Source organism: Stenotrophomonas sp. 2201_Sma (assembly GCF_056486685.1).
In genome coordinates this window covers 693,745-716,593 of record NZ_CM151329.1, presented here as the reverse complement: position 1 = coordinate 716,593, position 22,849 = coordinate 693,745, and the positions used below count along the sequence as shown (strand labels likewise).

Annotated in this window: 19 protein-coding genes and 1 riboswitch; of the genes, 6 read left to right on the top strand and 13 right to left on the bottom strand. The window is 67.0% G+C overall.

Going from position 1 to position 22,849, the window contains the following annotated elements; genetic code table 11:
* Positions 1 to 154: 154 nt before the first annotated feature.
* A complete protein-coding gene (locus tag ACZLIF_RS03190; protein ID WP_128989150.1) occupies positions 155 to 2,671 on the bottom strand; it encodes an alpha/beta hydrolase family protein in 2,517 nt (838 codons plus the stop codon).
* Between the two features lie 118 nt (positions 2,672 to 2,789).
* Positions 2,790 to 2,873: riboswitch (S-adenosyl-L-homocysteine riboswitch) on the top strand.
* 36 nt (positions 2,874 to 2,909) lie between these two features.
* On the opposite strand from ACZLIF_RS03190, the gene ahcY reads away from it, so the two are divergent.
* From ahcY to ACZLIF_RS03175, 3 genes are all read left to right on the top strand, one after another.
* Positions 2,910 to 4,355 carry an adenosylhomocysteinase gene (gene ahcY / locus ACZLIF_RS03185; protein WP_065182797.1) on the top strand — a complete coding sequence of 482 codons (1,446 nt, stop codon included), beginning with the start codon at positions 2,910 to 2,912 and terminating at the stop codon, positions 4,353 to 4,355.
* A gap of 249 nt (positions 4,356 to 4,604) precedes the next feature.
* Positions 4,605 to 5,078: a Cys-tRNA(Pro) deacylase gene (gene ybaK / locus ACZLIF_RS03180; RefSeq protein ID WP_053516440.1), complete on the top strand. Its 474-nt coding sequence runs from the start codon at positions 4,605 to 4,607 to the stop codon at positions 5,076 to 5,078.
* Complete coding sequence (locus ACZLIF_RS03175) at positions 5,078 to 5,563, top strand: hypothetical protein (RefSeq protein WP_065175807.1); 486 nt, start codon at positions 5,078 to 5,080, stop codon at positions 5,561 to 5,563. The genes ybaK and ACZLIF_RS03175 overlap by 1 nt, the downstream gene beginning before the upstream one ends.
* A 26-nt stretch (positions 5,564 to 5,589) precedes the next feature.
* Here ACZLIF_RS03175 and ACZLIF_RS03170 read toward each other — a convergent pair whose 3' ends face one another.
* Entirely contained in the window at positions 5,590 to 6,147 is a 558-nt protein-coding gene (locus tag ACZLIF_RS03170) for a DUF3228 family protein (protein WP_128989148.1), read from the bottom strand.
* Between the two features lie 138 nt (positions 6,148 to 6,285).
* On the opposite strand from ACZLIF_RS03170, the gene metF reads away from it, so the two are divergent.
* Positions 6,286 to 7,113 (top strand): methylenetetrahydrofolate reductase [NAD(P)H], encoded by an 828-nt coding sequence (metF, locus tag ACZLIF_RS03165; RefSeq protein ID WP_074901796.1) that lies wholly within the window; start codon positions 6,286 to 6,288, stop codon positions 7,111 to 7,113.
* 40 nt (positions 7,114 to 7,153) lie between these two features.
* On the top strand, positions 7,154 to 7,732 hold the full coding sequence (locus tag ACZLIF_RS03160; RefSeq protein ID WP_128989146.1) for a DUF4124 domain-containing protein: 579 nt from the start codon (positions 7,154 to 7,156) through the stop codon (positions 7,730 to 7,732).
* Positions 7,733 to 7,784: 52 nt separating this feature from the next.
* Here ACZLIF_RS03160 and ACZLIF_RS03155 read toward each other — a convergent pair whose 3' ends face one another.
* The 3 genes from ACZLIF_RS03155 to ACZLIF_RS03145 form a co-directional block, all read right to left on the bottom strand.
* The gene (locus ACZLIF_RS03155) at positions 7,785 to 8,738 is read right to left on the bottom strand and encodes a Nudix family hydrolase (protein ID WP_128989144.1); all 954 of its coding nucleotides are present in this window, start codon (positions 8,736 to 8,738) and stop codon (positions 7,785 to 7,787) included.
* 102 nt (positions 8,739 to 8,840) lie between these two features.
* Positions 8,841 to 11,573 carry a preprotein translocase subunit SecA gene (gene secA, locus ACZLIF_RS03150; protein WP_053516445.1) on the bottom strand — a complete coding sequence of 911 codons (2,733 nt, stop codon included), beginning with the start codon at positions 11,571 to 11,573 and terminating at the stop codon, positions 8,841 to 8,843.
* A 264-nt stretch (positions 11,574 to 11,837) separates the two neighbouring features.
* Entirely contained in the window at positions 11,838 to 12,791 is a 954-nt protein-coding gene (locus ACZLIF_RS03145) for a M23 family metallopeptidase (RefSeq protein WP_053516446.1), read from the bottom strand.
* A gap of 12 nt (positions 12,792 to 12,803) precedes the next feature.
* Between ACZLIF_RS03145 and ACZLIF_RS03140 the strand changes: the two genes are divergently transcribed.
* On the top strand, positions 12,804 to 13,253 hold the full coding sequence (locus ACZLIF_RS03140) for a DciA family protein (RefSeq protein WP_053516447.1): 450 nt from the start codon (positions 12,804 to 12,806) through the stop codon (positions 13,251 to 13,253).
* Between the two features lie 281 nt (positions 13,254 to 13,534).
* On the opposite strand, the gene lpxC is transcribed toward ACZLIF_RS03140, so the two are convergent.
* The 8 genes from lpxC to ftsW all read right to left on the bottom strand — a co-directional run bounded on the left by lpxC (position 13,535) and on the right by ftsW (position 22,847).
* Complete coding sequence (lpxC, locus tag ACZLIF_RS03135; RefSeq protein ID WP_128989142.1) at positions 13,535 to 14,446, bottom strand: UDP-3-O-acyl-N-acetylglucosamine deacetylase; 912 nt, start codon at positions 14,444 to 14,446, stop codon at positions 13,535 to 13,537.
* 188 nt (positions 14,447 to 14,634) lie between these two features.
* Entirely contained in the window at positions 14,635 to 15,870 is a 1,236-nt protein-coding gene (ftsZ, locus tag ACZLIF_RS03130; RefSeq protein ID WP_053516450.1) for a cell division protein FtsZ, read from the bottom strand.
* 161 nt (positions 15,871 to 16,031) lie between these two features.
* Positions 16,032 to 17,267, bottom strand: coding sequence for a cell division protein FtsA (gene ftsA, locus ACZLIF_RS03125; protein WP_005408083.1), 1,236 nt, complete (start codon positions 17,265 to 17,267; stop codon positions 16,032 to 16,034).
* Positions 17,264 to 18,013, bottom strand: a complete 750-nt coding sequence (locus tag ACZLIF_RS03120; RefSeq protein ID WP_053516451.1) for a cell division protein FtsQ/DivIB — start codon at positions 18,011 to 18,013, stop codon at positions 17,264 to 17,266. The genes ftsA and ACZLIF_RS03120 overlap by 4 nt, the downstream gene beginning before the upstream one ends.
* Positions 18,010 to 18,972 carry a D-alanine--D-alanine ligase gene (locus tag ACZLIF_RS03115; protein WP_128989140.1) on the bottom strand — a complete coding sequence of 321 codons (963 nt, stop codon included), beginning with the start codon at positions 18,970 to 18,972 and terminating at the stop codon, positions 18,010 to 18,012. Before ACZLIF_RS03115 ends, ACZLIF_RS03120 begins: the two co-directional genes overlap by 4 nt.
* On the bottom strand, positions 18,969 to 20,405 hold the full coding sequence (gene murC, locus ACZLIF_RS03110; RefSeq protein WP_053516454.1) for a UDP-N-acetylmuramate--L-alanine ligase: 1,437 nt from the start codon (positions 20,403 to 20,405) through the stop codon (positions 18,969 to 18,971). Before murC ends, ACZLIF_RS03115 begins: the two co-directional genes overlap by 4 nt.
* Before the next feature lie 40 nt (positions 20,406 to 20,445).
* Positions 20,446 to 21,534: an undecaprenyldiphospho-muramoylpentapeptide beta-N-acetylglucosaminyltransferase gene (gene murG, locus ACZLIF_RS03105; protein WP_128989139.1), complete on the bottom strand. Its 1,089-nt coding sequence runs from the start codon at positions 21,532 to 21,534 to the stop codon at positions 20,446 to 20,448.
* On the bottom strand, positions 21,531 to 22,847 hold the full coding sequence (gene ftsW / locus ACZLIF_RS03100; protein ID WP_128989137.1) for a putative lipid II flippase FtsW: 1,317 nt from the start codon (positions 22,845 to 22,847) through the stop codon (positions 21,531 to 21,533). The genes murG and ftsW overlap by 4 nt, the downstream gene beginning before the upstream one ends.
* Positions 22,848 to 22,849 lie beyond the last annotated feature (2 nt).

Here is a 22,849-nt window from a genome sequence, read left to right as displayed (position 1 = left end):
CCTCGGTCAACGGATCCTGGATCCAAGCCTATCCCAGATCGGGGGCTGTGCTGCGATGCAGAAATGGTTTCATCTGCATGCAACGCCAGCGCTGCCGATGTGGAATGCAACCGCGTCGGGGCGGCCCCTCGCAGGGGCCGCCGGCATGCACGTGTCAGCGCTTCTTCTTCGCCTTGCCCGAGGCTGCCGGGCCGATGGTCTGCTCCAGCCAGCGCTCGCTCTCGGCCAGCATGGTCATGATCGATTCGCGTGCACGATAGGCGTGCGATTCGTTCGGCAGCATCACCAGGCGCGCCGTCCCTCCGAGTCCCTTCACCGCAGCGAACATGCGCTCGCTCTGCATCGGGAAGGTGCCGGAATTGTTGTCATCCACGCCGTGAATGAACAGGATCGGATCCTTGATCCGGTCCGCATAGTTGAACGGCGCCATCTTCTGATACACGTCCTGCGCCTGCCAGTAGTTGCGCTCTTCGGCCTGGAAGCCGAACGGCGTCAGCGTACGGTTGTAGGCACCACTGCGGGCGATGCCGGCCTTGAACAGGCGCGTATGCGCAAGCAGGTTCGCGGTCATGAACGCACCGTAGGAATGGCCGCCGATGGCGATATGGTCGCGGTCGGTCACGCCACGGCGCACCACTTCGTCCACCGCAGCCTGGGCATTGGCCACCAGCTGTTCGATATAGGTGTCGTTGGGTTCCTTGTCGCCCTCGCCGATGATCGGCATCGAAGGACTTGCCAGCACCACATAGCCCTTGGCCAGGAACGCCTGCGGGCCCCAGTAGCTGATCGCGTTGAAACGGTACGGCGAATCGGTGACCTGGCTGGCGGCCGCGGCGCTCTTGAACTCGCCCGGGTAGGCCCACATCAGCAGCGGGCGCGGGCCGTCGCGCGTGGGATCGTAGCCCGGCGGCAGCAGCAGCGTGGCCGTGAGGTCCACGCCGTCGGCACGCTTGTAGCGGATCTGCTCCTTCTGCACGCCCTTGAGCTGCGGCAGCGGATGCGGGAAGTGGGTCAGCGCGCGCGGTGCCGCGCCGGCATCGGTGAGCGACTGCACATGGAAGTTGGTCGGCTCGTCCGGGCTTTCACGGCTCAGCAGCAGCGAGCTGCCCTGGTTGTCCAGCAATGCCACCGGCACCGAATAGTTCGGCGCCTGCGAGTGGAACAGGCGGGAGGCCTTTCCGCTGGCGATGTCGAAGCGGTCCACGAACGGACGGTCACCTTCCGGCGAAGCACCGGCACCGACCAGATACAGGCTGCCACCATCGGGGCTGGTCTGCAGCAGCGAGCGGCCGCGATCGTCGCTGGACAGCTGGGGCCGGCCCGGATCGGAATAGCGGTCCTGCGCATCACGATCCCACAGCAGGCGCGGCTCGGTACCGGCGTTGTCCGGGGCAATCAACCAGGTCTTGGTCCTGCGGGTCTTCCACCACGACTCGGTGAGCAGGGCCAGGTCGCCACGGCCCCAGCTGATGCCGGCCAGACGGCTGCCGAGCTGGGCCAGCGTCACCGGCGGCCTGTTGAACGGGGCGGCCTGCATCAGCACCGCGTCGCGCACCTTGGCGTCGCGGTTCGGATCACCACCGTCCTGGGCCTCGGCCCAGACCAGTGTGGCATCGGCATCGCCGCGCCAGCTGATGTCGCGTACGCCGGTCACTTCGGCGTCGTTACCGGTCGGCAGGCCTTCCACCAGCGGGCGCACGGCCACGGTGTGCACCAGTTGGCCGCTGGCACGGTCGATCACTTCAATGCGGCGCGGGAAGCTGCTGACCGGCACCACATAGGAGTAAGGCCGCTGCACCGGCTGGCGCAGCACGAAGCGGCCATCCGGCGATACCGAGAAGCCCATGAAGATGCCCGCCGCGCCGATCGCGCGGGTGCGGCCATCCAGGCTGACTTCCATCGGCTGGGTGGTGGCGTAGTAGTCGAACTGGCGCGCGTCGGCCTCGTTCTTCAGCAGGTCCTGATAGGTACGGATCGACACCACGCCGCCGCCCTGGCTGGTCTGCTGCACGGCGGGGCCGGTGGGAATGCCGTCGGCGGCCGGGGCGGCGCCGAGGTTGGCCGGGCGGGTGAACACCACCAGACCACGGCTGTCCGGCAGCCACTGGTAGCCGCTGCCGATCACCGTGTTCAGGCCGGCGACCAGGCGATGGGCGCTGCCGGCGGCCACATCCACCAGCCACAGTTCATTGGCGCCACTGGCGGCGTCGACCTGGTTGAAGGCCAGCCACTTCTGGTCCGGCGACCATGCCAGGCTGGCAATCGACAGCGTGCCCGGCAGGCCGCTGATCTGCCGCTCCCTGCCGTCGGCCACGCTCATCAGCCACAGCTTCTCGCCGAAGCTGAAACGGCTGTCGGAGAACGTGCGCGGGTTGATGCGCAGGCCTGCCAGCTTCAGTTCCGGCTGGGCCACCACCTGGATCGACGGCAGCGACGGCATCTGCATCAGCGCGGCCACATCGCGGCGCGGCGACAGGTACAGCGAGGGCGCACGCGGGGCGTCGACCACCGCCTGCAGCTCGGCCGAGGGCAGCTCGTAGCCGTTTGCCCCCTGGGCCTGGGCCGCCGCAGGCTGCGGCGCTGCCGCCCAGGCCAGCGGGGCCACCGCCAACAGGGCCATGGACAGTACCAGGCCGGTCAAGCGCCGGTTGCGGCGTACATGCATGCTCATCGTTCCACCTGAGGGTGCGTTAAAACCCGACCTTAACAGTCCGTGCACAGGCGCCCATCTGCCGATGGTTGGGTCACGCCGATGAAACACCGGGCGCGCGATATAATGGCCGTTCTCCCCTCCCGAGGGGCGCTGCGACCGGACCCCCATGAGGCCGGCCAGGCTCGGTGAGGTGGCTCTGTAACAACGGCGCCCGGCTAGATGCGAGCACCCGCTCGCCCACAACCGGAGCTACTGCATGAACGCTGTTGCCAAGACCTTCTCCACCGAAGGCGATTACAAGATCCGCGACATCACCCTGGCCGACTGGGGCCGCAAGGAACTGGACATCGCCGAGCATGAAATGCCGGGCCTGATGTCGATCCGCCGCAAGTACCAGGCCGAGCTGCCGCTGAAGGGCGTGCGCGTGACCGGCTCGCTGCACATGACCATCCAGACCGCGGTGCTGATCGAAACGCTGAAGGACATCGGCGCCGACGTGCGCTGGGCCTCGTGCAACATCTTCTCGACCCAGGACCATGCGGCTGCGGCCATCGCCGCCACCGGCACCCCGGTGTTCGCCTGGAAGGGCGAGACCCTGGAAGAGTACTGGGACTGCACCCTGGACGCGCTGACCTTCACTCTGGCCGACGGCACCCTGACCGGTCCGGAGCTGGTGGTCGATGACGGTGGCGACGTCACCCTGCTGATCCACAAGGGCTACGAGCTGGAAAACGGCAGTGACTGGGTCAACACCGCCTCCTCCTCGCACGAGGAACAGGTCATCAAGAACCTGCTCAAGCGCGTGGCCAAGGAGCGCCCGGGTTACTGGGGCCGCGTGGTCAAGGACTGGAAGGGCGTCTCCGAAGAGACCACCACCGGCGTGCACCGCCTGTACCAGCTGGCCCAGGCCGGCACCCTGCTGATTCCGGCGATCAACGTCAACGATTCGGTCACCAAGAGCAAGTTCGACAACCTGTACGGCTGCCGCGAGTCGCTGGCCGATGGCCTGAAGCGTGCCATGGACGTGATGCTGGCCGGCAAGCTGGCCGTGGTCTGCGGTTACGGTGACGTCGGCAAGGGCTGCGCCGCCTCGCTGCGTGCCTACGGCGCACGCGTGGTCGTGACCGAAATCGATCCGATCTGCGCCCTGCAGGCAGCGATGGAAGGCTATGAAGTCAACACCATCGAATCGACCCTGGGCCGTGCCGACCTGTACGTCACCACCACCGGCAACAAGGACATCATCCGCATCGAGCACCTGAGCGCGATGAAGGACCAGGCCATCGTCTGCAACATCGGCCACTTCGACAACGAGATCCAGGTCGATGCGCTGGTGTCCTACCCGGGCATCAAGCACGTCAACATCAAGCCGCAGGTCGACAAGTACGTCTTCCCGAACGGCAATGCGATCTTCCTGCTGGCCGAGGGCCGCCTGGTGAACCTGGGCTGTGCCACCGGCCACCCGAGCTTCGTGATGTCCAACAGCTTCGCCAACCAGACCCTGGCACAGATCGACCTGTGGGCGAACAAGGACAGCTACGAGAAGAAGGTCTACCTGCTGCCGAAGAAGCTGGACGAGGAAGTGGCACGCCTGCACCTGGAGAAGATCGGCGTGAAGCTGACCACCCTGACCCAGGAACAGGCCGACTACATCGGCGTGCCGGTGGAAGGCCCGTTCAAGCCGGACCACTACCGCTACTGATGCCGCGCCCGGGGTAACGGAAGCAGAAAGAACGGGCGCCTTCGGGCGCCCGTTCTGCTTCAGGCACGCCGCTAGCGCCAGCCCATGAGCATCCCGGTAGCGCCGGGCCATGCCCGGCGGGTGCAGGGCGCCTGCTCATCGACACGCAGGCAATACGATCTCCACGCCACCGGGCATGGTCCGGCGCTGCCGGATCGCGGCAACAGCCTCGGTCAAGGCAGCCGCGTCGCCCCACGCTACGATGCGCCCATGACTCCGGCCATCACCCTGCTCAAGCGCGAGAAGATCGCCCACACCGTACGCAGCTACGTGCACGATGCCCACGCCGAGTCGTATGGTGGCGAGGCCGTCGACAAGCTGGGCCTCGATCCGGCACAGGTATTCAAGACCCTGCTGGCCAGCACCGAAACCCACGAGCTGCTGGTGGCGATCGTGCCGGTGGCCGGCCAGTTGGACCTGAAGGCGTTGGCGGAAGCAGCCGGCTGCCGGAAGTGTGAGATGGCCGCTGCCGACGCCGCCCAGCGCGCCACCGGCTACGTGGTCGGTGGCATCAGCCCGCTCGGGCAGAAGAAGCGCCTGCGCACGTTCCTGGATGCCAGTGCGCAGGTATTGCCCAGCCTGCATGTCAGCGCCGGGCGTCGTGGACTGGAAGTGGAACTGGCGCCGGCCGACCTGCTGCGCCTTACGGCCGGCCATTACGCCGCCATCGGCAAGGCCCGCTGATGCGCTGGCCGTGGTCCTCAGCGCCGATACCCCGGCTCGACGATGCACAGGCCGACGTGCTGCTGCAGGATCTGCTGTCGCGCGACGCCAGCCGCATCACCGACGCCGCGCGCACGGTTGCACGGTTGTTCACCCCCTCCTCGCTGGAGGCCCTGGCATCGCACGCCGACCTGATCGAGCGACGCTGCCAGCCCATCGAACTCGGCGGCATGCTGGTCAGCAACCAGGCGCACCTGAAGGCGGCGCTGCGGCGATTGCGCTACTGGCAGGCGCGCGAGGGTTGCCTGTGCGCGCTCCACCCCACCTACCCGTTCTTCGATCCCCGGCGCCTGATCGAACAAGGCCACATGCAGCTGCTCTCGTTGCAGGAGGCCGAGGATGGGTGGGGCGATTGCCACACGGTCGCCTGTGCACACTGCGGCCAGCACTGGCAGGCAATCGACCGCGAATACCATTACCCGTGGTGGGAATGGCTTTCCGGCTGAGCGCGGCCGGACGCACCTGACCGGGCCTACGGCCGCCAGTTGGCGTTGTTCTCCCAGAACTGCACGGCGCGCTGGTAGGCCTCGCGGTCCAGCGGCACGCCGGAACCGCCCTCCTCCACACCGAGCGCATTGCGCATCATCGTGATCGGCGCCATCGGCACCTCCTCCGGTTCGGCAGTGTAGATGCAGCCGACGATGCCCCTGTCCGCATCGATCGGTGAGCCCTCTTTGGCCAGCTGCTCGGCGCTGTACAGGATCACCACCAGGTAGTTCGCACGCGGCGATTCGACGCCTTCGAACCAACGCACCAGCACCGGCAGCTCATCGCGGTTGCGCGCTTCGTAGCCGCTGCGCAGCAGGTGGCGGTTGGCATCGGTGACCGGCACGGTCAGGCAGCGCGTGCTGGTCCAGTTCTCGTAGACGAACAGCTTGCAGAACGGCGCGTAGCCGTCGAGCACCTTCAGCGGTGCGTGTGCGTTGAGATACGCCTCGAACTGCTCGGCAGTGCAGTCCTGGATGGTGTTGCCGCGCGGCACGCGCGGGAACAGGCGGGGACGGGCGAAATCGGTAAGGACGATGGACATGGTGTGCGGCGTGATCAGGAATTCAGTGGCACAGGGTACCCGCCCTTCCCCCTTCGCGGCAGGCGCTTCACACATTCGTTGCACATCCATCTTGATGAAGCGATATACTGGTTCGCACCCGCCGCCATCGCCCGTGCCATGACCGCCATCAGCTTCGAGTTCTATCCGCCCAAGACCGACGAACAGCGCAGCCAGCTCGACCGTGCCGCGGCGAAGCTGAAGGACTACACGCCCGAGTACGTGTCCTGTACGTTCGGCGCCGGTGGCTCGACCCTGAGCTACACCTCCGAGACCGTGCGCCATCTCAACCAGCACCACGGCTTCGAGGCGGCGCCTCACCTCTCCTGTGTCGGCGGCACCCGCCAGGAAATCCGCGAGCTGCTCAAGCTGTACCGCGCGATCGGCTGCCGCCGGCTGGTCGCACTGCGCGGTGACCTGCCCTCGGGCATGGGCTTTCCTGGCGACCTGCGCTACGCCGCCGAACTGATCGCCTTCATCCGTGCCGAACATGGCAATGCCTTCCGCATCGAGGTCGGTGCCTACCCCGAAACTCACCCGCAGGCCTCCGATGCCCTGGCCGACCTGAAGCACTTCAAGGCCAAGATCGATGCCGGCGCCGACGCGGCGATCACCCAGTACTTCTTCAACCCCGACGCCTACTTCCACTTCGTGGATGAAGTGCGCCGGCTTGGCGTGGACGTGCCGATCACGCCCGGCATCATGCCGATCGCCAACTTCAGCCAGCTGCGCCGCTTCTCCGAGCAGTGCGGCGCCGAGATCCCGCGCTGGATCGGCCGCAAGATGCAGGCCTACGGCGATGACGCGGCATCGGTGCGTGCATTCGGCGCCGAGGTGGTGGCCAAGCTGTGCCAGCGCCTGATCGAAGGCGGGGCGCCGGGCCTGCACTTCTACACGCTGAACCTGGCCAAGCCGACAACGGCCGTGTTGAAACTGCTGCAGGGCTGAAAACACCCTGCACGTGTGCGTTCGGCGCTACCCTGCGTCGATGAGATCCATTTCACTCCTGCTGCTGCCGCTGCTGCTGTCCGCTGCGCCCGGCGTTGCCCACGGCCAGGCCTCGCGCCTGAACCGCTGCACCGATGCACAGGGCCAGAGCGTCTACACCGACCGGCCCTGCGACAGCATCGGCGCGCGATCACGGCTGCCACCTCCCGCTCCTGCCGGCAACCACCTGCCGCAGGACTCGCTGGGGGCGCGCTGCCCGCGCCGCCTGAGCGAGCTGGTACAGGCCCTGCGCACCGGCATTACCGGCAACGACGTGAACCGCTTGTCCTCACTCTATCTCTGGGGGGCGGTGTCCGACGCGGGCGCGCAGCGCATCCTCGGCCAGCTGGAGTCGCTGGCGCGGCGGCCACTGGTGGACGTCGTGCCGGTCTATCCGCAGCAGGCACAGGCCGTTCTGCAGGACGAGGATCCTGCACTGGCCGGATCCGCGACCGAGCCCTCCACGTCGCGCCATCCCGTAGGCCTGCGGCTTGAGCAGACGCTGCCTGGCAGCGCCACCCGCGCCGCGACGGTGCTGGGACTGCGACGTCAGTACGGCTGTTTCTGGATCACCTTGTGACCGCGAGGGGGCAGAGCCCGGCTGCGCGGCGATCTGACCCCGCGTGCGTGCTTTACTCCGGCCACAGGCCGCGGATGGCGGCGATGCCCTGCCCACCATGGCGGCGCGCCTCAGCGACCTGGCTGCGTGCCATCCCACCCAGCGCGTAGATGGGCAGCGATACCTGTGCACGCAGGGCGGCAAACGCATCCCAGCCCAGCGGCGTTGCCTCGGGATGGCTGGCGGTCGCCTGCACCGGCCCAAGCACGGCGAAGTCGCATCCCAGCCGTTGTGCGGCCTGCAGCTGTTCAAGGTCGTGGCAGGAGGCTCCCACCAGCTGCCCATCCGGCAACGGTCGCGCCTGCAGGGACAGCAGCTGTTCGCTGCCCAGATGCACGCCGACACCCAGCGCGCGCGCCAGTTCGATATCGCGGTTCAGCAGCCACTGCACCCCGCCACGGTGCGCGCGCAGCGCCTGCTCGATCAGGGCCTGACGGCGAGGATGCTGCAACGGCAGGCGCAGCTGGATGCGCTGCTGGCCGCCACTGACCGCGCGCTGCAGCCGTTCCTGCCACTGCCGTTGACCGGCATCGTCCTCACCCGGTGCAGGGGTGACCAGGTAGCAGTCGGGCTCGCGCAGTGCCGCCACCACCGGCAGGTCGGCCGGCGGCATCGAGTAGCGTCCGAGCTTGTCCTGCGCGACCCAGGTAATGGCCTGGCCTTCGCGACCGCGCGGCGTGCCCTTCCAGCTGCGGACGTGCCGCACTTCCAGCGTCAGGTGCTTGTCCGGGTACCGCTGCGGCACGTCCATGATCCAGTCGCCGACCTCGGCCTCGATGCCCAGTTCCTCGCGCAGTTCACGCACCAGGGCCTGCGCGGAGGTTTCGCCCGCTTCGCGCTTGCCGCCGGGGAACTCCCACAGGCCGGCCATGTCGCGGTTCTCGGTACGACGGTTGAGCAGCACGCGGCCACGGGCGTCGGTGATGACGGCCGCCACGACATGGATCGATCGGGTGGGGGAAGGCATGCAGGGAGCATGCCTACAACAGGGGGACCGGCGCAATCGCGGATCGCGCACTTTCCTGCCCCATAACGGGAGAGCCCCGCTTTCGCGGGGCTCTCTGGCCGGTCAGCTCAGCTGGCCGTGGCAGTGCTTGTACTTCTTGCCACTGCCGCACGGGCACGGATCGTTGCGGCCGATCTTGGCTTCTTCGCGCTGCACCTGGGCCACGCCCTGCTGCGCGGCCTGCACCTGCGCCGCTTCCTCGTCGGCGCTGTAGCCGCCGGCGTCCTGGTGCTGGAACTGCGACTGGCGCAGGCGTGCCTCGACCTGCTGGCGCTCGGCCGCTTCCAGTGCCTGCACTTCCTCGTCGCTGCGGATGCGCACGCGGGCGAGCAGGGTCACCACTTCGCGCTTGACGTTCTCCAGCATGTCCGAGAACAGCTCGAAGGCTTCCTTCTTGTACTCCTGCTTCGGCTGCTTCTGCGCGTAACCCCGCAGGTAGATGCCCTGGCGCAGGTAGTCCATGCGTGCCAGGTGCTCCTTCCAGCTCTGGTCCAGCACGGTCAGCATCACGTGCTTTTCCAGCGCGCGCATGGTCTCGTCGCCGACGCTGGCTTCCTTCTCGGCGAAGTGCTGGTTGACGCGTTCCTGCACCTTGGCGGCGATGGTTTCGGCGTCCAGTTCCTCGTGCGACTTGACCAGGTCGGTCAGCGACATCTGCAGGCCGAACTCCGATTCCAGGGTCGCTTCCAGGCCACGCAGGTCCCACTGCTCGTCCACCGAGTTCGGCGGCACGAAACGCGCAACGATGTCGAAGACGACGTCGTCGCGGATGCCATCGACGTTCTCCTTCACCGATTCGGCGTCCAGCAGTTCATCGCGCTGGGCGTAGATGACCTTGCGCTGGTCGTTGTTGACGTCGTCGAAGTCCAGCAGGTTCTTGCGGATGTCGAAGTTGTGGGCCTCGACCTTGCGCTGCGCCTTCTCGATCTGGCGGCTGACCAGGCGGTCTTCGATGACGTCGTCTTCCTTCATGCCCATCATGCGCATGGCCTTCTGCACCCAGTCAGAGGCGAAGATGCGCATCAGGTTGTCTTCCAGCGACAGGTAGAAGCGGGACGAACCCGGGTCGCCCTGGCGGCCCGAACGGCCACGCAGCTGGTTGTCGATACGACGCGATTCATGGCGCTCGGTGCCGACGATGTGCAGGCCGCCTGCCGCCTTCACTGCTTCGTGGCGCTGCTGCCAGTCGGCCTTGATCGCCGCCTTCTGTTCATCGGTGGCATCTTCGCCCAGCGCATGCAGCTCGGCTTCCAGCGAACCACCGAGCACGATGTCGGTACCACGACCGGCCATGTTGGTGGCGATGGTCACCGCGCCGGGACGACCGGCATTGGCGACGATGGTCGCTTCGCGGTCATGCTGCTTGGCGTTGAGCACTTCGTGCTTCACGCCCGCCTTGCGCAGGTGCTCGGACAGCATTTCCGAGGTTTCGATCGAGGTGGTACCGACCAGCACCGGCTGGCCGCGCTTGGCGCATTCCTCGATGTCGGCCAGCACCGCGTTGAACTTGCCCTTGCGGTTGAGGAACACCTGGTCCGGGCTGTCCTTGCGGATGGTCGGGCGGTTGGTCGGGATCACCACCACTTCCAGGCCGTAGATGCTCTGGAACTCGAATGCTTCGGTATCGGCCGTACCGGTCATGCCGGACAGCTTCTTGTACATGCGGAACAGGTTCTGGAAGGTAATGCTGGCCAGCGTCTGGTTCTCACGCTGCACCGGCACGCCTTCCTTCGCCTCCACCGCCTGGTGCAGGCCGTCGGACCAGCGGCGACCGGCCAGGGTACGGCCGGTGAACTCGTCCACGATCACCACTTCACCATCGCGCACGATGTAGTCCACGTCACGCTGGTAGATGGCGTGCGCGCGCAGGGCGGCGTTGAGGTGGTGGACCACGGTCAGGTTCTGCGCCGCGTACAGGCCTTCGGTGTCGCCGTTGAGGATGCCGGCCTCGACCAGCAGCTGTTCGGCGTGCTCCATGCCCGCTTCGGACAGGTGCACCTGCTTGCCCTTCTCATCGACCCAGAAGTCGCCCTCGCCGTCTTCCACTTCCTGCTTGACCAGGTTCGGCACGATGCGGTTGACGCGGATGTACAGCTCCGGGGAATCGTCGGCCGGGCCGGAGATGATCAGCGGGGTGCGTGCTTCGTCGATCAGGATGGAGTCGACTTCGTCGACGATGGCGTAGTGCAGGCCGCGCTGATAGCGATCGGCCTTGGACAGCGCCATGTTGTCGCGCAGGTAGTCGAAACCGAATTCGTTGTTGGTGCCGTAGGTGATGTCGGCGGAATAGGCTTCGCGCTTGTCGCTGTGCGGCATGCCCGGATACACCACGCCCACGCTCAGGCCCAGCCAGTTGTACAGCTTGCCCATCTGCGCGGCATCGCGGCGGGCCAGGTAGTCGTTCACGGTGACCACGTGCACGCCCTTGCCTTCCAGCGCGTTGAGGTACACCGGCAGCGTGGCCACCAGGGTCTTGCCTTCACCGGTACGCATTTCGGCGATCTTGCCCAGGTGCAGGACCATGCCGCCGATCAGCTGCACGTCGTAGTGGCGCATGCCGAGCACGCGGCGACCGGCTTCGCGGCAGACCGCGAATGCTTCCGGCAGGACCTTGTCCAGGGCCTCACCGCCGGCGATGCGCTGCTTGAACTCCGGCGTCTTGGCCTGCAGCTGCTCGTCGGAAAGCTTCTCGATCTCCGGCTCCAGCGCATTGATCTTGGCGACGATGCGGTTGAGCTGGCGCAGCTGTCGTTCGTTACGACTGCCAAATACGCGGGTAAGCAGGCTGTTGATCATTGAAGGAACCGGGTTGGATGGACACGACGCCCGGCCTTCCCTGGGGAATCCGTCCGCCGCAAACGAAACAGGGCGCTTGGCGCCCTGTCGATGGCAACACCCATTGTAGCTTGGGACGGCCGGGAGGGGTTTCAAGCGTCCCGTGCGGCGTGATCGGCCCGGATCCGGCAAACCGGGGTTGAGCAAAGGGGTCAGATCCCTTTCGCCGTGGCGAAAGGATCTGACCCCAAGGAGGGTGGCGCCGGGCCATGCCCGGCGCTGGAATCAGCCGCGGCTGATACGGCCGACCGGCGTGTTGCCGCCGTCGCCGAGGAACTTGCGCGGGTTGACCACGTTGCCGTTTTCCCAGACCTCGAAGTGCACGTGGGCGCCGGTGGAGCGACCGGTGGAACCGGCCTTGGCCACTTCCTGGCCGGCACGGACCAGATCGCCGACCTTCACCACCAGGCGCGAATTGTGCGCGTAGCGGGTGACGTAGCCGTTGCCATGGTCGACATCGACGACGTTGCCGTAGCCGCCCTTGACGCCGGAGAAGCTGACCACGCCATCGGCCACGGCCATGACCGGATCGCCGACCCGGGCGTGGAAGTCCATGCCCTTGTGGGTGGCGGCACCGCGGCCGAAGGGGTCGGCACGGGTGCCGAAGCCGGACGTGACATAGCTGTTGCGGATCGGCATGCGCGAAGGCACGGCGTTCTGCTGCAGCTGGTGATCGAACATCAGCGATTCCATCACCGACAGCTGGCGGCCTGAAGCAGCGAAACGCTGCTCCAGCACCTGTAAGTCGGCGTTGACATCCTTGACCGGGATGTCCGAGGTCGGGCCGCCGGCATCGCCGTCACCCAGGCCGGGAGTTTCGTTGAAGTCGAACTCGCCATCTTCCAGCTTGCCCATCTGGGTCAGCCGTTCGCCCAGGGCGTTGAGGCGGGTGGCCTGCGCCTGCAGCTCGCCGAGGCGGGCCGCCAGGGCGTTGACCTGGGTCTGCGCATCGCGCTGGACCTTGGCCAGTTCAGCCTCCTGGCGGTCGACCTTGGCCTGCAGCCGCGAATCGTTGAACGCGTTGGCGCCGATTCCGCCTGCAAAGCCGATAATGCAGCCTACCCCAAGCACGCTGCCCAGCAGGGCACGGGGGCGGTCCTCGAAATAGAACCGCAAACGCGTGAGCGCCGATTTGGCCTGACCTTCACGCGTTTTGATTACGATCTTTTTGAATGCCATCAGTGAGTTTTCATGTCTGAGCCGAAATCCAGCGTTCGCCCCGCTTCCGTGCCGAAACCGGCACTGGATGCGGTGATGGCGGACAAAAGCGGGAACCCGCTGCGGCGTGCCTTGTGGCTCGACGCGCTGGACCGTCAGTTGCGCCCCCAGTTGCCGCCACCTCTGCGCAGCCGTTGCCGGCTGGCCAATGTGGACGGGGAACACCTCGTTTTTCTCGTCGAGTCGCCGGTCTGGCATGCCAAATTCCGGCTTGCCGAGGCCCAGCTTCTCGACGCGGCCCGGTCCATCGGGCTGAAGGCCACCAGGGTGACCATCAAGACTGCGTCCACCACTCCCTCACGCTCCCCAGCGATCGACAACCGGAATGGCCCCCACGCAGTTTCAGCCGCCACGCACAAAGGGCTACGCGACGCCTTGGCAGCCCTGCAGGATGTTCCTTCGAAGCCGAAGAAGCGGTCCTGAGGACAACGGAGCTTCCTGCTCCGCTCCCCGTCGCGCGTGTCACCGCAGCGTGAAACATTTCGGGGGCCGGGTCGCATCCTAGCGGTCCCCGGTGGACCTGTCGTTAGATTGTTGTTAAAGCAACGTTAAATTCAGGCTTCCGATCCAACAGGTTCACGAAACCGTGACGTCAGACCGACAGTCGCGTCATCTGCTGCGTCGTATCCGTCACAGCCTCCAGAAATGCGGACGCCGCCCTGAGAGGCGGCGTTTTTTCCTTTTAATTCAAAATGTTAGCTGGATCAGGCATAGGCCGGGGTGGCGTACTCGACCGGATCCGGTACCGCCGGCGAGTCATAGCTGACCCACTCCCACGCGCTGGCATCGGCCATCAGCGCGCGCACCAGCTTGTTGTTGAGCGCGTGACCGGACTTGAAGCCCTCGTAGGCGCCCAGCACCTGGCCACCGGCGAGGTAGAGGTCGCCGATCGCATCAAGGATCTTGTGGCGCACGAATTCGTCGGCGTAGCGCAGCCCGTCTTCGTTGAGCACGCGGAACTCGTCAAGCACGATGGCGTTGTCCATCGACCCGCCCAGGCCCAGATTGCGTTCACGCATGTACTCCAGGTCGCGCATGAAGCCGAAGGTACGCGCGCGGGAGATTTCCTTGGTGTACGCCAGCGTGGAGAATTCGATTTCCTGGCGTGACTGCTTGGCCGGGATCATCGGGTGGTCGAACTGGATGGTGAAGCCCAGCTTGTACCCTTCGTAGGGCGTGAAGCGGGCCACCTTGTCACCCTCGGTCACTTCCACGGTCTTGAGCACGCGGATGAAGCGCTTGGGCGCATCCTGTTCCACGATGCCTGCCGACTGCAGCAGGAACACGAACGGGCCCGCCGAACCGTCCATGATCGGCAGCTCGGCCGAGGACAGCTCAACGATGATGTTGTCCACACCCAGGCCGGCCAGAGCCGACATCAGGTGCTCGACGGTCTGGATCTTGGCGTCGTTGCAGGTCAGGCCGGTGCACAGGGTCACTTCGGTGACCAGCTCCGCCTTGGCCGGCACTTCCACCACCGGATCCAGATCCACGCGGCGGAACACGATGCCGTGGTTGACCGGTGCCGGGCGCAGGGTCATGTAGACCTTGTCGCCGCTGTGCAGGCCAACGCCGGTGGCGCGGATCGTGTTCTTGAGGGTGCGTTGCTGGATCATGGGGGCAGACCGGAAGTGACACATTAGATTAACACGCGCACTCCCCTACCCCGGCTGAAACGGCGGCAGGACACACCGGCGCGCGGGTGGGACACGCGTGAAGGGCCGCCGGGCCTATCCTGGCCCGACGCCCGCACTTCAGGACATGGTGGCGCGACCCGGGGAGGACAAGCCCCGGGCAGCTCCGCTCAGTCCGCCTGGCGGCGCAGGAACGCCGGGATGTCCAGGTAATCGTTCGGCAGTTCCGCCGCCGCCGGGGCCGAAGAGGCCGGGGCCGACGCGGTGGAGGCTGCCGCAGTATCGCTGCTGGCACGACGCAGGCCCAGGCCCATGCCGCCCACGGCCTTGGAGACCGCATCGCCACCCGTGTCGAACTCGCCGAACTCCGGCTGGCCGGTGGTGGCATTGCGCACCAGCTTGATCGGCGCACGCTCGCCCGGACGCTGGCTCTTGCTGGCCGACACGCGGTTCAGGCCGGTAGCGACCACCGTCACGCGCACTTCGTCCTGCATGTCCGGATCCAGCACGGTACCGACCACCACGGTGGCATCTTCGGACGCGAAGCCATCGATGGTGCGGCCGATCTCGTCGAACTCGGCCATGGTGAAGTCGGCGCCGGCGGTGATGTTGACCAGGATGCCGTTGGCACCGGCCAGGTTCACATCGTCCAGCAGCGGGTTCTGGATCGCCGCTTCGGCGGCAGCCTGGGCACGGTCATCGCCACGGGCGGTGCCGGTACCCATCATCGCCAGGCCCATTTCGGACATGACGGTGCGCACGTCGGCGAAGTCGACGTTGATCAGGCCCGGACGCACGATCAGGTCAGCAATGCCCTGCACGGCGCCCTGCAGCACGTCATTGGCGGCACGGAACGCCTGGATCATGGTGGCGTTGCGGCCCAGCACGGTGATCAGCTTCTCGTTCGGAATCGTGATCAGCGAGTCGCAGTGCTGGCTCAGTTCCTCGATGCCCTTCAGCGCAACCTGCATGCGGCGACGGCCTTCGAACGGGAACGGCTTGGTGACCACGGCCACGGTCAGGATGCCCATTTCCTTGGCCAGCTGCGCCACCACCGGCGCCGCACCGGTGCCGGTGCCGCCGCCCATGCCGGCGGTGATGAACACCATGTCGGCGCCCTGCAGGGCGTCCATGATGCGCTCACGGTCTTCCAGGGCGGCCTGGCGGCCCACTTCCGGGTTCGCGCCTGCGCCCAGGCCCTTGGTCACGTTGGTGCCCAGCTGCAGCTGCAGCTTCGCACCGCAATTCTTGATGGCCTGCGAGTCGGTGTTGGCGGTGATGAACTCCACGCCGTCCACCGCCGAGTTGACCATGTGCGCCACGGCATTGCCGCCGCCGCCGCCCACGCCAACCACCTTGATCACCGCATTGGGTGCCATCTTTTCGATCAGTTCAAAATGCGCCATGTCCGTGTCCTCGTTGTATCCGCTTTCGATGGCATGGGCATTCGGGCGTCCTGCCGTCCTGCTGCATGCCGCCGTTGCGGCTGTGTGGGTTGTGTGTTGCCGGTGTTGCGTTGTGTTGCGGGTGTTGCATCCGGGCGATGCCCGGCGTTAAGGGTTCCGCGTCAGAACTCGCCGCGGAACCAGGTCTTGAGTTTCTTGAACATGCTGCCGGCGCGCCCGGTCGGCAGCGATGGCCGGCGCGGATGCTCGATCTGGCTGCCCATCAGCAGCAGGCCCACGCCGGTGGCGTGCACCGGGTTGCCGACCACTTCGCCCAGGCCGGTGACGTGCTGCGGAATGCCCACGCGCACCGGCATCTGCAGCATCTCTTCAGCCAGCTCGACCACGCCTTCCATCTTCGATGCACCGCCGGTGAGCACCATGCCCGCGCGCACCAGCTCTTCGAAGCCGGAGCGACGCAGTTCGGCCTGCACCATCTCGAAGATTTCCTCGTAGCGGCCCTGCACTGCCTGCGCCAGCGAATGGCGCGGCATGCGCCGCGGCGGGCGATCACCCACCGACGGCACCTGGATGCTCTCCTCGGCAGTGGCCAGCTGGGCCAGGGCGCAGGCGTAGCGCACCTTGATCTGCTCGGCTTCCGGGGTCGGCGTGCGCAGCATGTGCGCGATGTCGTTGGTGACGTGGTCGCCGGCAATCGGCAGCGATGCGGTGTGGCAGATCGCGCCCTGCACGAACACCGCGATGTCGGTGGTGCCTGCGCCCATGTCGACCAGCACCACGCCCAGCTCGCGTTCGTCGGCGGTCAGCACCGCCACGCTGGAGGCCAGCGAGGACAGCACCAGATCATCCACCTGCAGGCCGCAGCGCTGCACGCACTTGCTGATGTTGGCGGCGGCGGACTGCGCGCACACCACCAGGTGTGCATGCACTTCCAGGCGCACACCGGTCATGCCCACCGGGTTGCGGATGCCTTCCTGCGAATCATCCAGCACGTACTCGCGCGGGATCGCATGCAGGATCTTCTGGTCAGCCGGAATCGCCACCGCCTTGGCAGCGTCGAGCACGCGGTCCAGGTCGCCCCAGGTCACCTCGCCATCGCGGATCGGAACGATGCCCGGCGAGTTCTTGCACTGCACGTGGTTGCCGGAGATCGAGGCGTAGACCGAACGGATCTCGCAGCCGGCCATCAGCTCGGCCTCTTCGACCGCACGCTGGATCGACTGCACGGTCGATTCGATGTCCACCACCACGCCGCGCTTGAGGCCGCGCGACTCGTGCGATCCGATGCCGATCACTTCGATCGGGTTGCCCGGCGAATACTCGCCCACCAGCGCCACCACCTTGGAGGTGCCGATATCCAGGCCGACGATCAGCGATTTGTCACCCTTGCGATTCATGTCCTTTCCTGCGTCCTTCTTGCCGGGGTCGCCGGCGCGTCAGCCGGCGCGGCCGGGGTGCCCCAGCTCAGCGTGAAACCATTGGTGTAGCGGAGATCGGCGCGCTCGATCGGCGCAGCCTGGTTGGCCAGTTGTGGCAGCACGCGCACGAAGCGCTGCAGGCGCGAACGGGCGTCATCGCGTCCTACCACCACTTCGGTGCCGTTGCTCAGCACCAGCGACCAGCTGCCGCGCGCATCCATGGTCAGCCGGCGCACGTCGACGCCGGCAGGCGCGAACAGCGCGCGTGAATCGTTGTACAGCTTGACCACTTCCTCGGTCTGGCTGTCGGGGCCATCCAGCTCGGGCAGCTGCAGGTCGGCCAGCTTCTTCGGCGTGGGGAACAGCTTGCCCTGCTCGGACAGCAGGCGACCCTCGCCCCAGCGGGCGAAAGGCTTGTGCTCGACCAGGGTCACTTCCAGCACGTCAGGCCACTGCTTGCGCACCTGCGCGCTTTCCACCCACGGCAGCTTCTCCAGTGCGTCCTGCGCATCCTGCAGCTTGACCGCGAAGAACCCGGCACGCGCATACGGCAACAGCACCTGCTGCAGCTGCTCGGCCGGCACGCGCTTGAATTCACCGTGCACGCGCAGCTTCGCCAGCGGCCAGCGCTCGGCGCCGACCCAGCCATTGACCACGGCCACCACCGGCAGTGCCACCACCGACAGCGCCAGAAGCCAGACGAAGATGCGCAGCACCGCGTTCATGCGTGGCCAGCCTCCAGGGTCTGTTCAAGCACGCGCCACACCAGCTCCTCGAAGCCGATGCCGGCCTGGCGGGCCGCCTTGGGCACCAGCGAGTGGCTGGTCATGCCCGGCGCGGTGTTCACTTCCAGCAGGAAGAAGCGGCCACTTGCGCGGTCACGCATCACGTCCACGCGCCCCCAGCCACGGCAGCCGGCGGCGCGGAACGCGGCCAGCGCGATGCGACGGATCTCGTCCTCGGCCTCGCCGTCCAGGCCCGGGCACAGGTACTGGGTATCTTCTGCGATGTACTTGGCGTTGTAGTCGTACCACTGGCCCTTGGGCACGATGCGGATCGACGGCAGTGCGACGTCGCCAAGGATGGCGACGGTCAGCTCGTCGCCGACTACCATCTGCTCCATCAGCAGCTGGCCGTCGTAGCGCGAGGCCAACGCCACCGCCTCGTCCAGGCCGGCTTCGTCGGTCACCCGGCTGATGCCCACGCTGGAGCCTTCGTTGGCCGGCTTGACCACCACCGGCAGGCCCAGCTCGCGCGCCTGTGCGTGGACGGTCTCGGCAGTGACCTTCCGGTACTGCGGGGTGGGTAAACCGACCGAGAGCCACACCTGCTTGGTGCGGATCTTGTCCATGCTCAATGCCGAACCCAGCACGTCCGAGCCGGTATACGGCACGCCGAAGGCGTCCATCAGGCCCTGCACGATGCCATCCTCTCCGCCACCGTTGTGGCCGTGCAGGATGTTGAACACGCGATCGATGCCGCCGCCGGCCAATGCCCGGGCCAGGGCCGGAATGCCGTCCACGGCGAACGCATCGACGCCGCGCGACTGCAGCGCCTCCAGCACGTTGCGGCCGGAGTCCAGCGACACCTCGCGCTCGCTGGAGGTACCGCCGAGCAGCACGGCGACGCGACCGAACGCGGCCGGGTCGGTACTGCGCAGCGGCGGGAAGGTCAGCGTGCTCACGCCTCGCCCTCCGCCTTGAAGCCTTCCACTGCGATGTGGGTGGCGACGGCGCCGATATCGCCGGCCCCCATCATCAGCAGCAGGTCACCATCCTGCAGCACGTCCGGCAGCACGCTCGCCAGCTCGGCGGCCTTGCCCACCACCACCGGCTCGCTGCGGCCGCGGGCGCGGATGGCGCGTGCCAGCGCATGCGAATCGGCACCTGCGATCGGCTCCTCGCCGGCCGGGTAGACCTCGCTCAGCACCAGCGCGTCGACGCTGGACAGCACTGCAGCGAACTTGTCGAACTGGTCGCGGGTGCGGCTGTAGCGGTGGGGCTGGAACGCGACCACCAGGCGCTTGTCGGCCCAGCCGCCGCGGGCAGCGGCGAACACCGCCTCCAGTTCGCTCGGGTGATGACCGTAATCATCGATGATCCGCACCCTGGCACCGCTGGCGGTGGTGACTTCGCCCAGGTCGTTGAAGCGACGGCCGACCCCGGCGAAGGCCTCCAGCGCACGCGCAATTGCATCCGGTGCCACGCCCAGCTGCCAACCGACCGCAGCGGCGGCCAGCGCGTTGAGCACGTTGTGCCTGCCCGGCAGTGCCAGCACCACTTCCTGGCTGGTGCCCTGCGGCAGGCGCAGGGTGAAGCGCATGCGCGAGCCCTCCTGCACCACGTTCTCGGCGCGCACGTCGGCCTGCGGGCTCATGCCGTAGCTCATGACGTGGCGCGGCGTCCTGGCGGCCAGTGCAGCCACTTCCGGATCGTCGATGCACAGTACCGCCAGCCCGTAGAACGGCAGGCGCTGCAGGAATTCGGCGAATGCGGCCTGCACCCGGGCGAAGTCGTTGCCGTAGTTTTCCAGGTGGTCCGCATCGATGTTGGTGATGATCGACATCAGCGGATTCAGGCGCAGGAAGCTGCCATCGCTCTCATCGGCCTCTGCCACCAGCCACTGCCCACCGCCGAGCTTGGCGTTGGCGCCGGCGGCCAGCAGCTGGCCACCGATCACGAAGGTCGGGTCCAGGCCACCCTCGCTCAGCACCGCTGCCGTCAGGCTGGTGGTGGTGGTCTTGCCATGGGTGCCGGCCACGGCGATGCCACGCCGGAAGCGCATCAGCTCGGCCAGCATCGCCGCACGCGGCATGATTGGAATGCGCTGGCTGCGCGCCTCCATCAGCTCCGGGTTGTCTTCGCGGATCGCGCTGGACACCACCACGCAGTCGGTGCCCAGCACATTGGCCGCCGAATGGCCACGCATGATGCGTGCGCCCAGGCCGGCCAGGCGGCGGGTGGCCGCATTGTCGGCATTGTCCGAACCGGACACTTCATAACCCAGCGTCAGCATCACTTCGGCGATGCCGCTCATGCCGGTGCCGCCGATGCCGACGAAGTGCACGCGCGGGAAGGCGCGCACCAGGTCGTTGGTGTCGTGCAGGCGACGGATCATGCGCGGCCTCGCGCAGGGCAGGCGCGCTGGCATGCCTTCTTCATACAGCTTCCTCGAGAATGATATCGGCGATGCGCTCGGCGGCATCGACCTTGGCCAGGGCACGCGCGGCTTGCGCCATCTGCATGCGGCGGCCGGGATTTTCGGACAGATCGCGCAGCAGTGCGGCAATGCCGTCTGCCAGCGTTCCGTCCTGCTTCAGCAAAACCGCCGCGCCGCGCTCGACCAGATACTCCGCGTTGCGGGTCTGGTGATCGTCAACGGCGGCGGGGAATGGCACCAGCACGCTGCCGACACCGACCGCGCACAGCTCGGCCAGGGTGGATGCCCCGGCACGGCACACGACCAGATCGGCCCAGGCGAATGCCTCGGCCATGTCAGCGATGAACGGCGTGATCTGCGCCTGCACGCCCGCCTTGGCATAGGCCTCGACCGCTTCGGCGTGCAGCTTCTCGCCGCTCTGGTGGCGCACCTGCACCGGCACTTCCGCACCGAGCGCTGCGATGGCCTGCGGCACGCCGCTGTTGAGTGCGCGCGCACCCTGGCTGCCACCCACCACCAGCACGCGCAACGGACCGTGGCGATCGGCGAAACGCTGTTCCGGCGGCGCGATCGCGGCGATCTCCGCGCGCACCGGATTGCCCACCGCTTCTTCACCCTTGGCGAAGGTGCCGGGGAAGCCGGTCAGCAGGCGGCGCGAGTAGCGCGACAGGATGCGGTTGGTCATGCCGGGTGCGCGGTTCTGCTCGTGCACCAGCAGCGGCAGCCCGTGCAGGCGGGTGGCCATGCCACCGGGGCCCGAAGCGAATCCACCGAAGGCAATCACCGCACGCGGCTGGCGACGACGGATGATCATGCCGGCCGCGCGCAACGCGCGCATCAGCCGCCACGGTGCGCCCAGCAGTGCCAGCTTGCCCTTGCCACGCAGGCCGGTGATGGCCAGCGTGTCGATCGGAATGTCGTGCTGCGGCACCAGCCGGGTTTCCATCGCGCCTTCGGCGCCCATCCAGGTGACCGGCACGCCACGCTCGCGCAGCACGCGGGCCACGGCCAGCCCCGGGAAGATATGCCCGCCGGTACCACCGGCCAGGATCATCACCGGGCGAACGTTGTGGTCGGCAGCGCTCATCCGAGCCTCCCGAAGGTCGGTTCGACGCGGGACTGCAGGCGGCTGGTGCCACGCACGGCAGGGCCCGCACCGGCAGGCGCGTCCGCGCCCATCGGCAGTGACCCCGCGGACGGGGCGGACGGCTCTTCGGCCGGCGCGCTGGTGACGTCGTCGCCGCCGCCGATGCGCACGGCCTGGCGGCGCTCGGCACGCTTCAGCTCGTAGGACACGCGCAGCAGCAGGCCCATCGCCACGCAGGTCATCAGGACCGACGAACCACCCGAGGAGATCAGCGGCAGGGTCAGGCCCTTGGTCGGCAGGATGCCCAGGTTCACGCCGATCGAAACGAAGGTCTGCATGCTGATCCACAGGCCGATGCCGAAGGCGATGTAGCCGGAGAAGTGGCGCTTCATTTCCACGCAGCGCATGCCCAGCCAGAAGGTGCGGCCGACCAGCAGCGCGAACAGGGCGATGATGACGCAGGTGCCCATGAAGCCGAATTCCTCGGCGGTCACCGAGAAGATGAAGTCGGTATGTGCTTCGGGCAGGTAGTACAGCTTCTGTACCGAATTGCCGAGGCCGACGCCGGTCCACTCACCGCGCCCCACCGCCATCAGCGCGTTGGACAGCTGGTAGCCGTCGCCCTGCTGGTCGGCCCACGGGTCCAGGAACGAGGTGATGCGGCGCATGCGGTACGGCTCGATGATCGCCAGCGCACTCATGCCGACCAGGCCGATGATCACCGGCATCGACATGCGCGGCATGTTGACCCCGCCCAGCACCAGCATGCCGGCCGTGATCGCCAGCAGCAGGGTCGACGAACCGAAGTCGGGCTGCAGCAGCAGCAGCACCACCAGCGCACCGGCCACCCCCAGCGGCTTGAGCATCGCCGGCCAGGTCGCATTGACCTCGTCGCGGAAGCGCACCAGATAGCTGGACAGCCAGACGATGTACAGCACCTTCACCGCTTCCACGGTCTGGAACTTGGAGACCCCCAGGTTGATCCAGCGGCGGGCACCGTTGACGCTGCTGCCCAGACCGGGGATGAACACTACCAGCAACAGTGCGAAGCAGCCCAGCAGCAGCAGCTGGTTGTACTGTTCGATGGACTTCAGCTCGGTACGCGCTGCAATGGCCGCCAGCACGATGCCGATCGCCAGGAACACCAGGTGGCGGTTGAGGTAGTAGAACGGGCTGCTCATCAACGCGATCGAACTCGACGCCACCATCACCACGCCCAGCCCGGTGAGCGCGAGCATCGCACCCAGCAGCCACTTGTCGTAGCTGCCTTCGATGGCTTCGAGGCGTGTTGCCTGGCGGGACAGGTCGTTCATCG

Excerpts from the sequence above, each read along its gene's own strand:
- ACZLIF_RS03140 (WP_053516447.1), top strand. The coding sequence starts at position 12,804 with ATGTCTGAGCCGAAATCCAGCGTTCGCCCCGCTTCCGTGCCGAAACCG.
- ACZLIF_RS03175 (WP_065175807.1), top strand. The coding sequence starts at position 5,078 with ATGCGCTGGCCGTGGTCCTCAGCGCCGATACCCCGGCTCGACGATGCA.
- metF (WP_074901796.1), top strand. The coding sequence starts at position 6,286 with ATGACCGCCATCAGCTTCGAGTTCTATCCGCCCAAGACCGACGAACAG.
- ybaK (WP_053516440.1), top strand. The coding sequence starts at position 4,605 with ATGACTCCGGCCATCACCCTGCTCAAGCGCGAGAAGATCGCCCACACC.
- ACZLIF_RS03160 (WP_128989146.1), top strand. The coding sequence starts at position 7,154 with ATGAGATCCATTTCACTCCTGCTGCTGCCGCTGCTGCTGTCCGCTGCG.
- ACZLIF_RS03170 (WP_128989148.1), bottom strand. The coding sequence starts at position 6,147 with ATGTCCATCGTCCTTACCGATTTCGCCCGTCCCCGCCTGTTCCCGCGC.
- ahcY (WP_065182797.1), top strand. The coding sequence starts at position 2,910 with ATGAACGCTGTTGCCAAGACCTTCTCCACCGAAGGCGATTACAAGATC.
- murC (WP_053516454.1), bottom strand. The coding sequence starts at position 20,405 with ATGATCCGTCGCCTGCACGACACCAACGACCTGGTGCGCGCCTTCCCG.
- ACZLIF_RS03120 (WP_053516451.1), bottom strand. The coding sequence starts at position 18,013 with ATGAACGCGGTGCTGCGCATCTTCGTCTGGCTTCTGGCGCTGTCGGTG.
- ftsA (WP_005408083.1), bottom strand. The coding sequence starts at position 17,267 with ATGAATCGCAAGGGTGACAAATCGCTGATCGTCGGCCTGGATATCGGC.
- murG (WP_128989139.1), bottom strand. The coding sequence starts at position 21,534 with ATGAGCGCTGCCGACCACAACGTTCGCCCGGTGATGATCCTGGCCGGT.
- ACZLIF_RS03145 (WP_053516446.1), bottom strand. The coding sequence starts at position 12,791 with ATGGCATTCAAAAAGATCGTAATCAAAACGCGTGAAGGTCAGGCCAAA.
- ACZLIF_RS03190 (WP_128989150.1), bottom strand. The coding sequence starts at position 2,671 with ATGAGCATGCATGTACGCCGCAACCGGCGCTTGACCGGCCTGGTACTG.
- ACZLIF_RS03155 (WP_128989144.1), bottom strand. The coding sequence starts at position 8,738 with ATGCCTTCCCCCACCCGATCGATCCATGTCGTGGCGGCCGTCATCACC.
- secA (WP_053516445.1), bottom strand. The coding sequence starts at position 11,573 with ATGATCAACAGCCTGCTTACCCGCGTATTTGGCAGTCGTAACGAACGA.
- lpxC (WP_128989142.1), bottom strand. The coding sequence starts at position 14,446 with ATGATCCAGCAACGCACCCTCAAGAACACGATCCGCGCCACCGGCGTT.
- ftsZ (WP_053516450.1), bottom strand. The coding sequence starts at position 15,870 with ATGGCGCATTTTGAACTGATCGAAAAGATGGCACCCAATGCGGTGATC.
- ftsW (WP_128989137.1), bottom strand. The coding sequence starts at position 22,847 with ATGAACGACCTGTCCCGCCAGGCAACACGCCTCGAAGCCATCGAAGGC.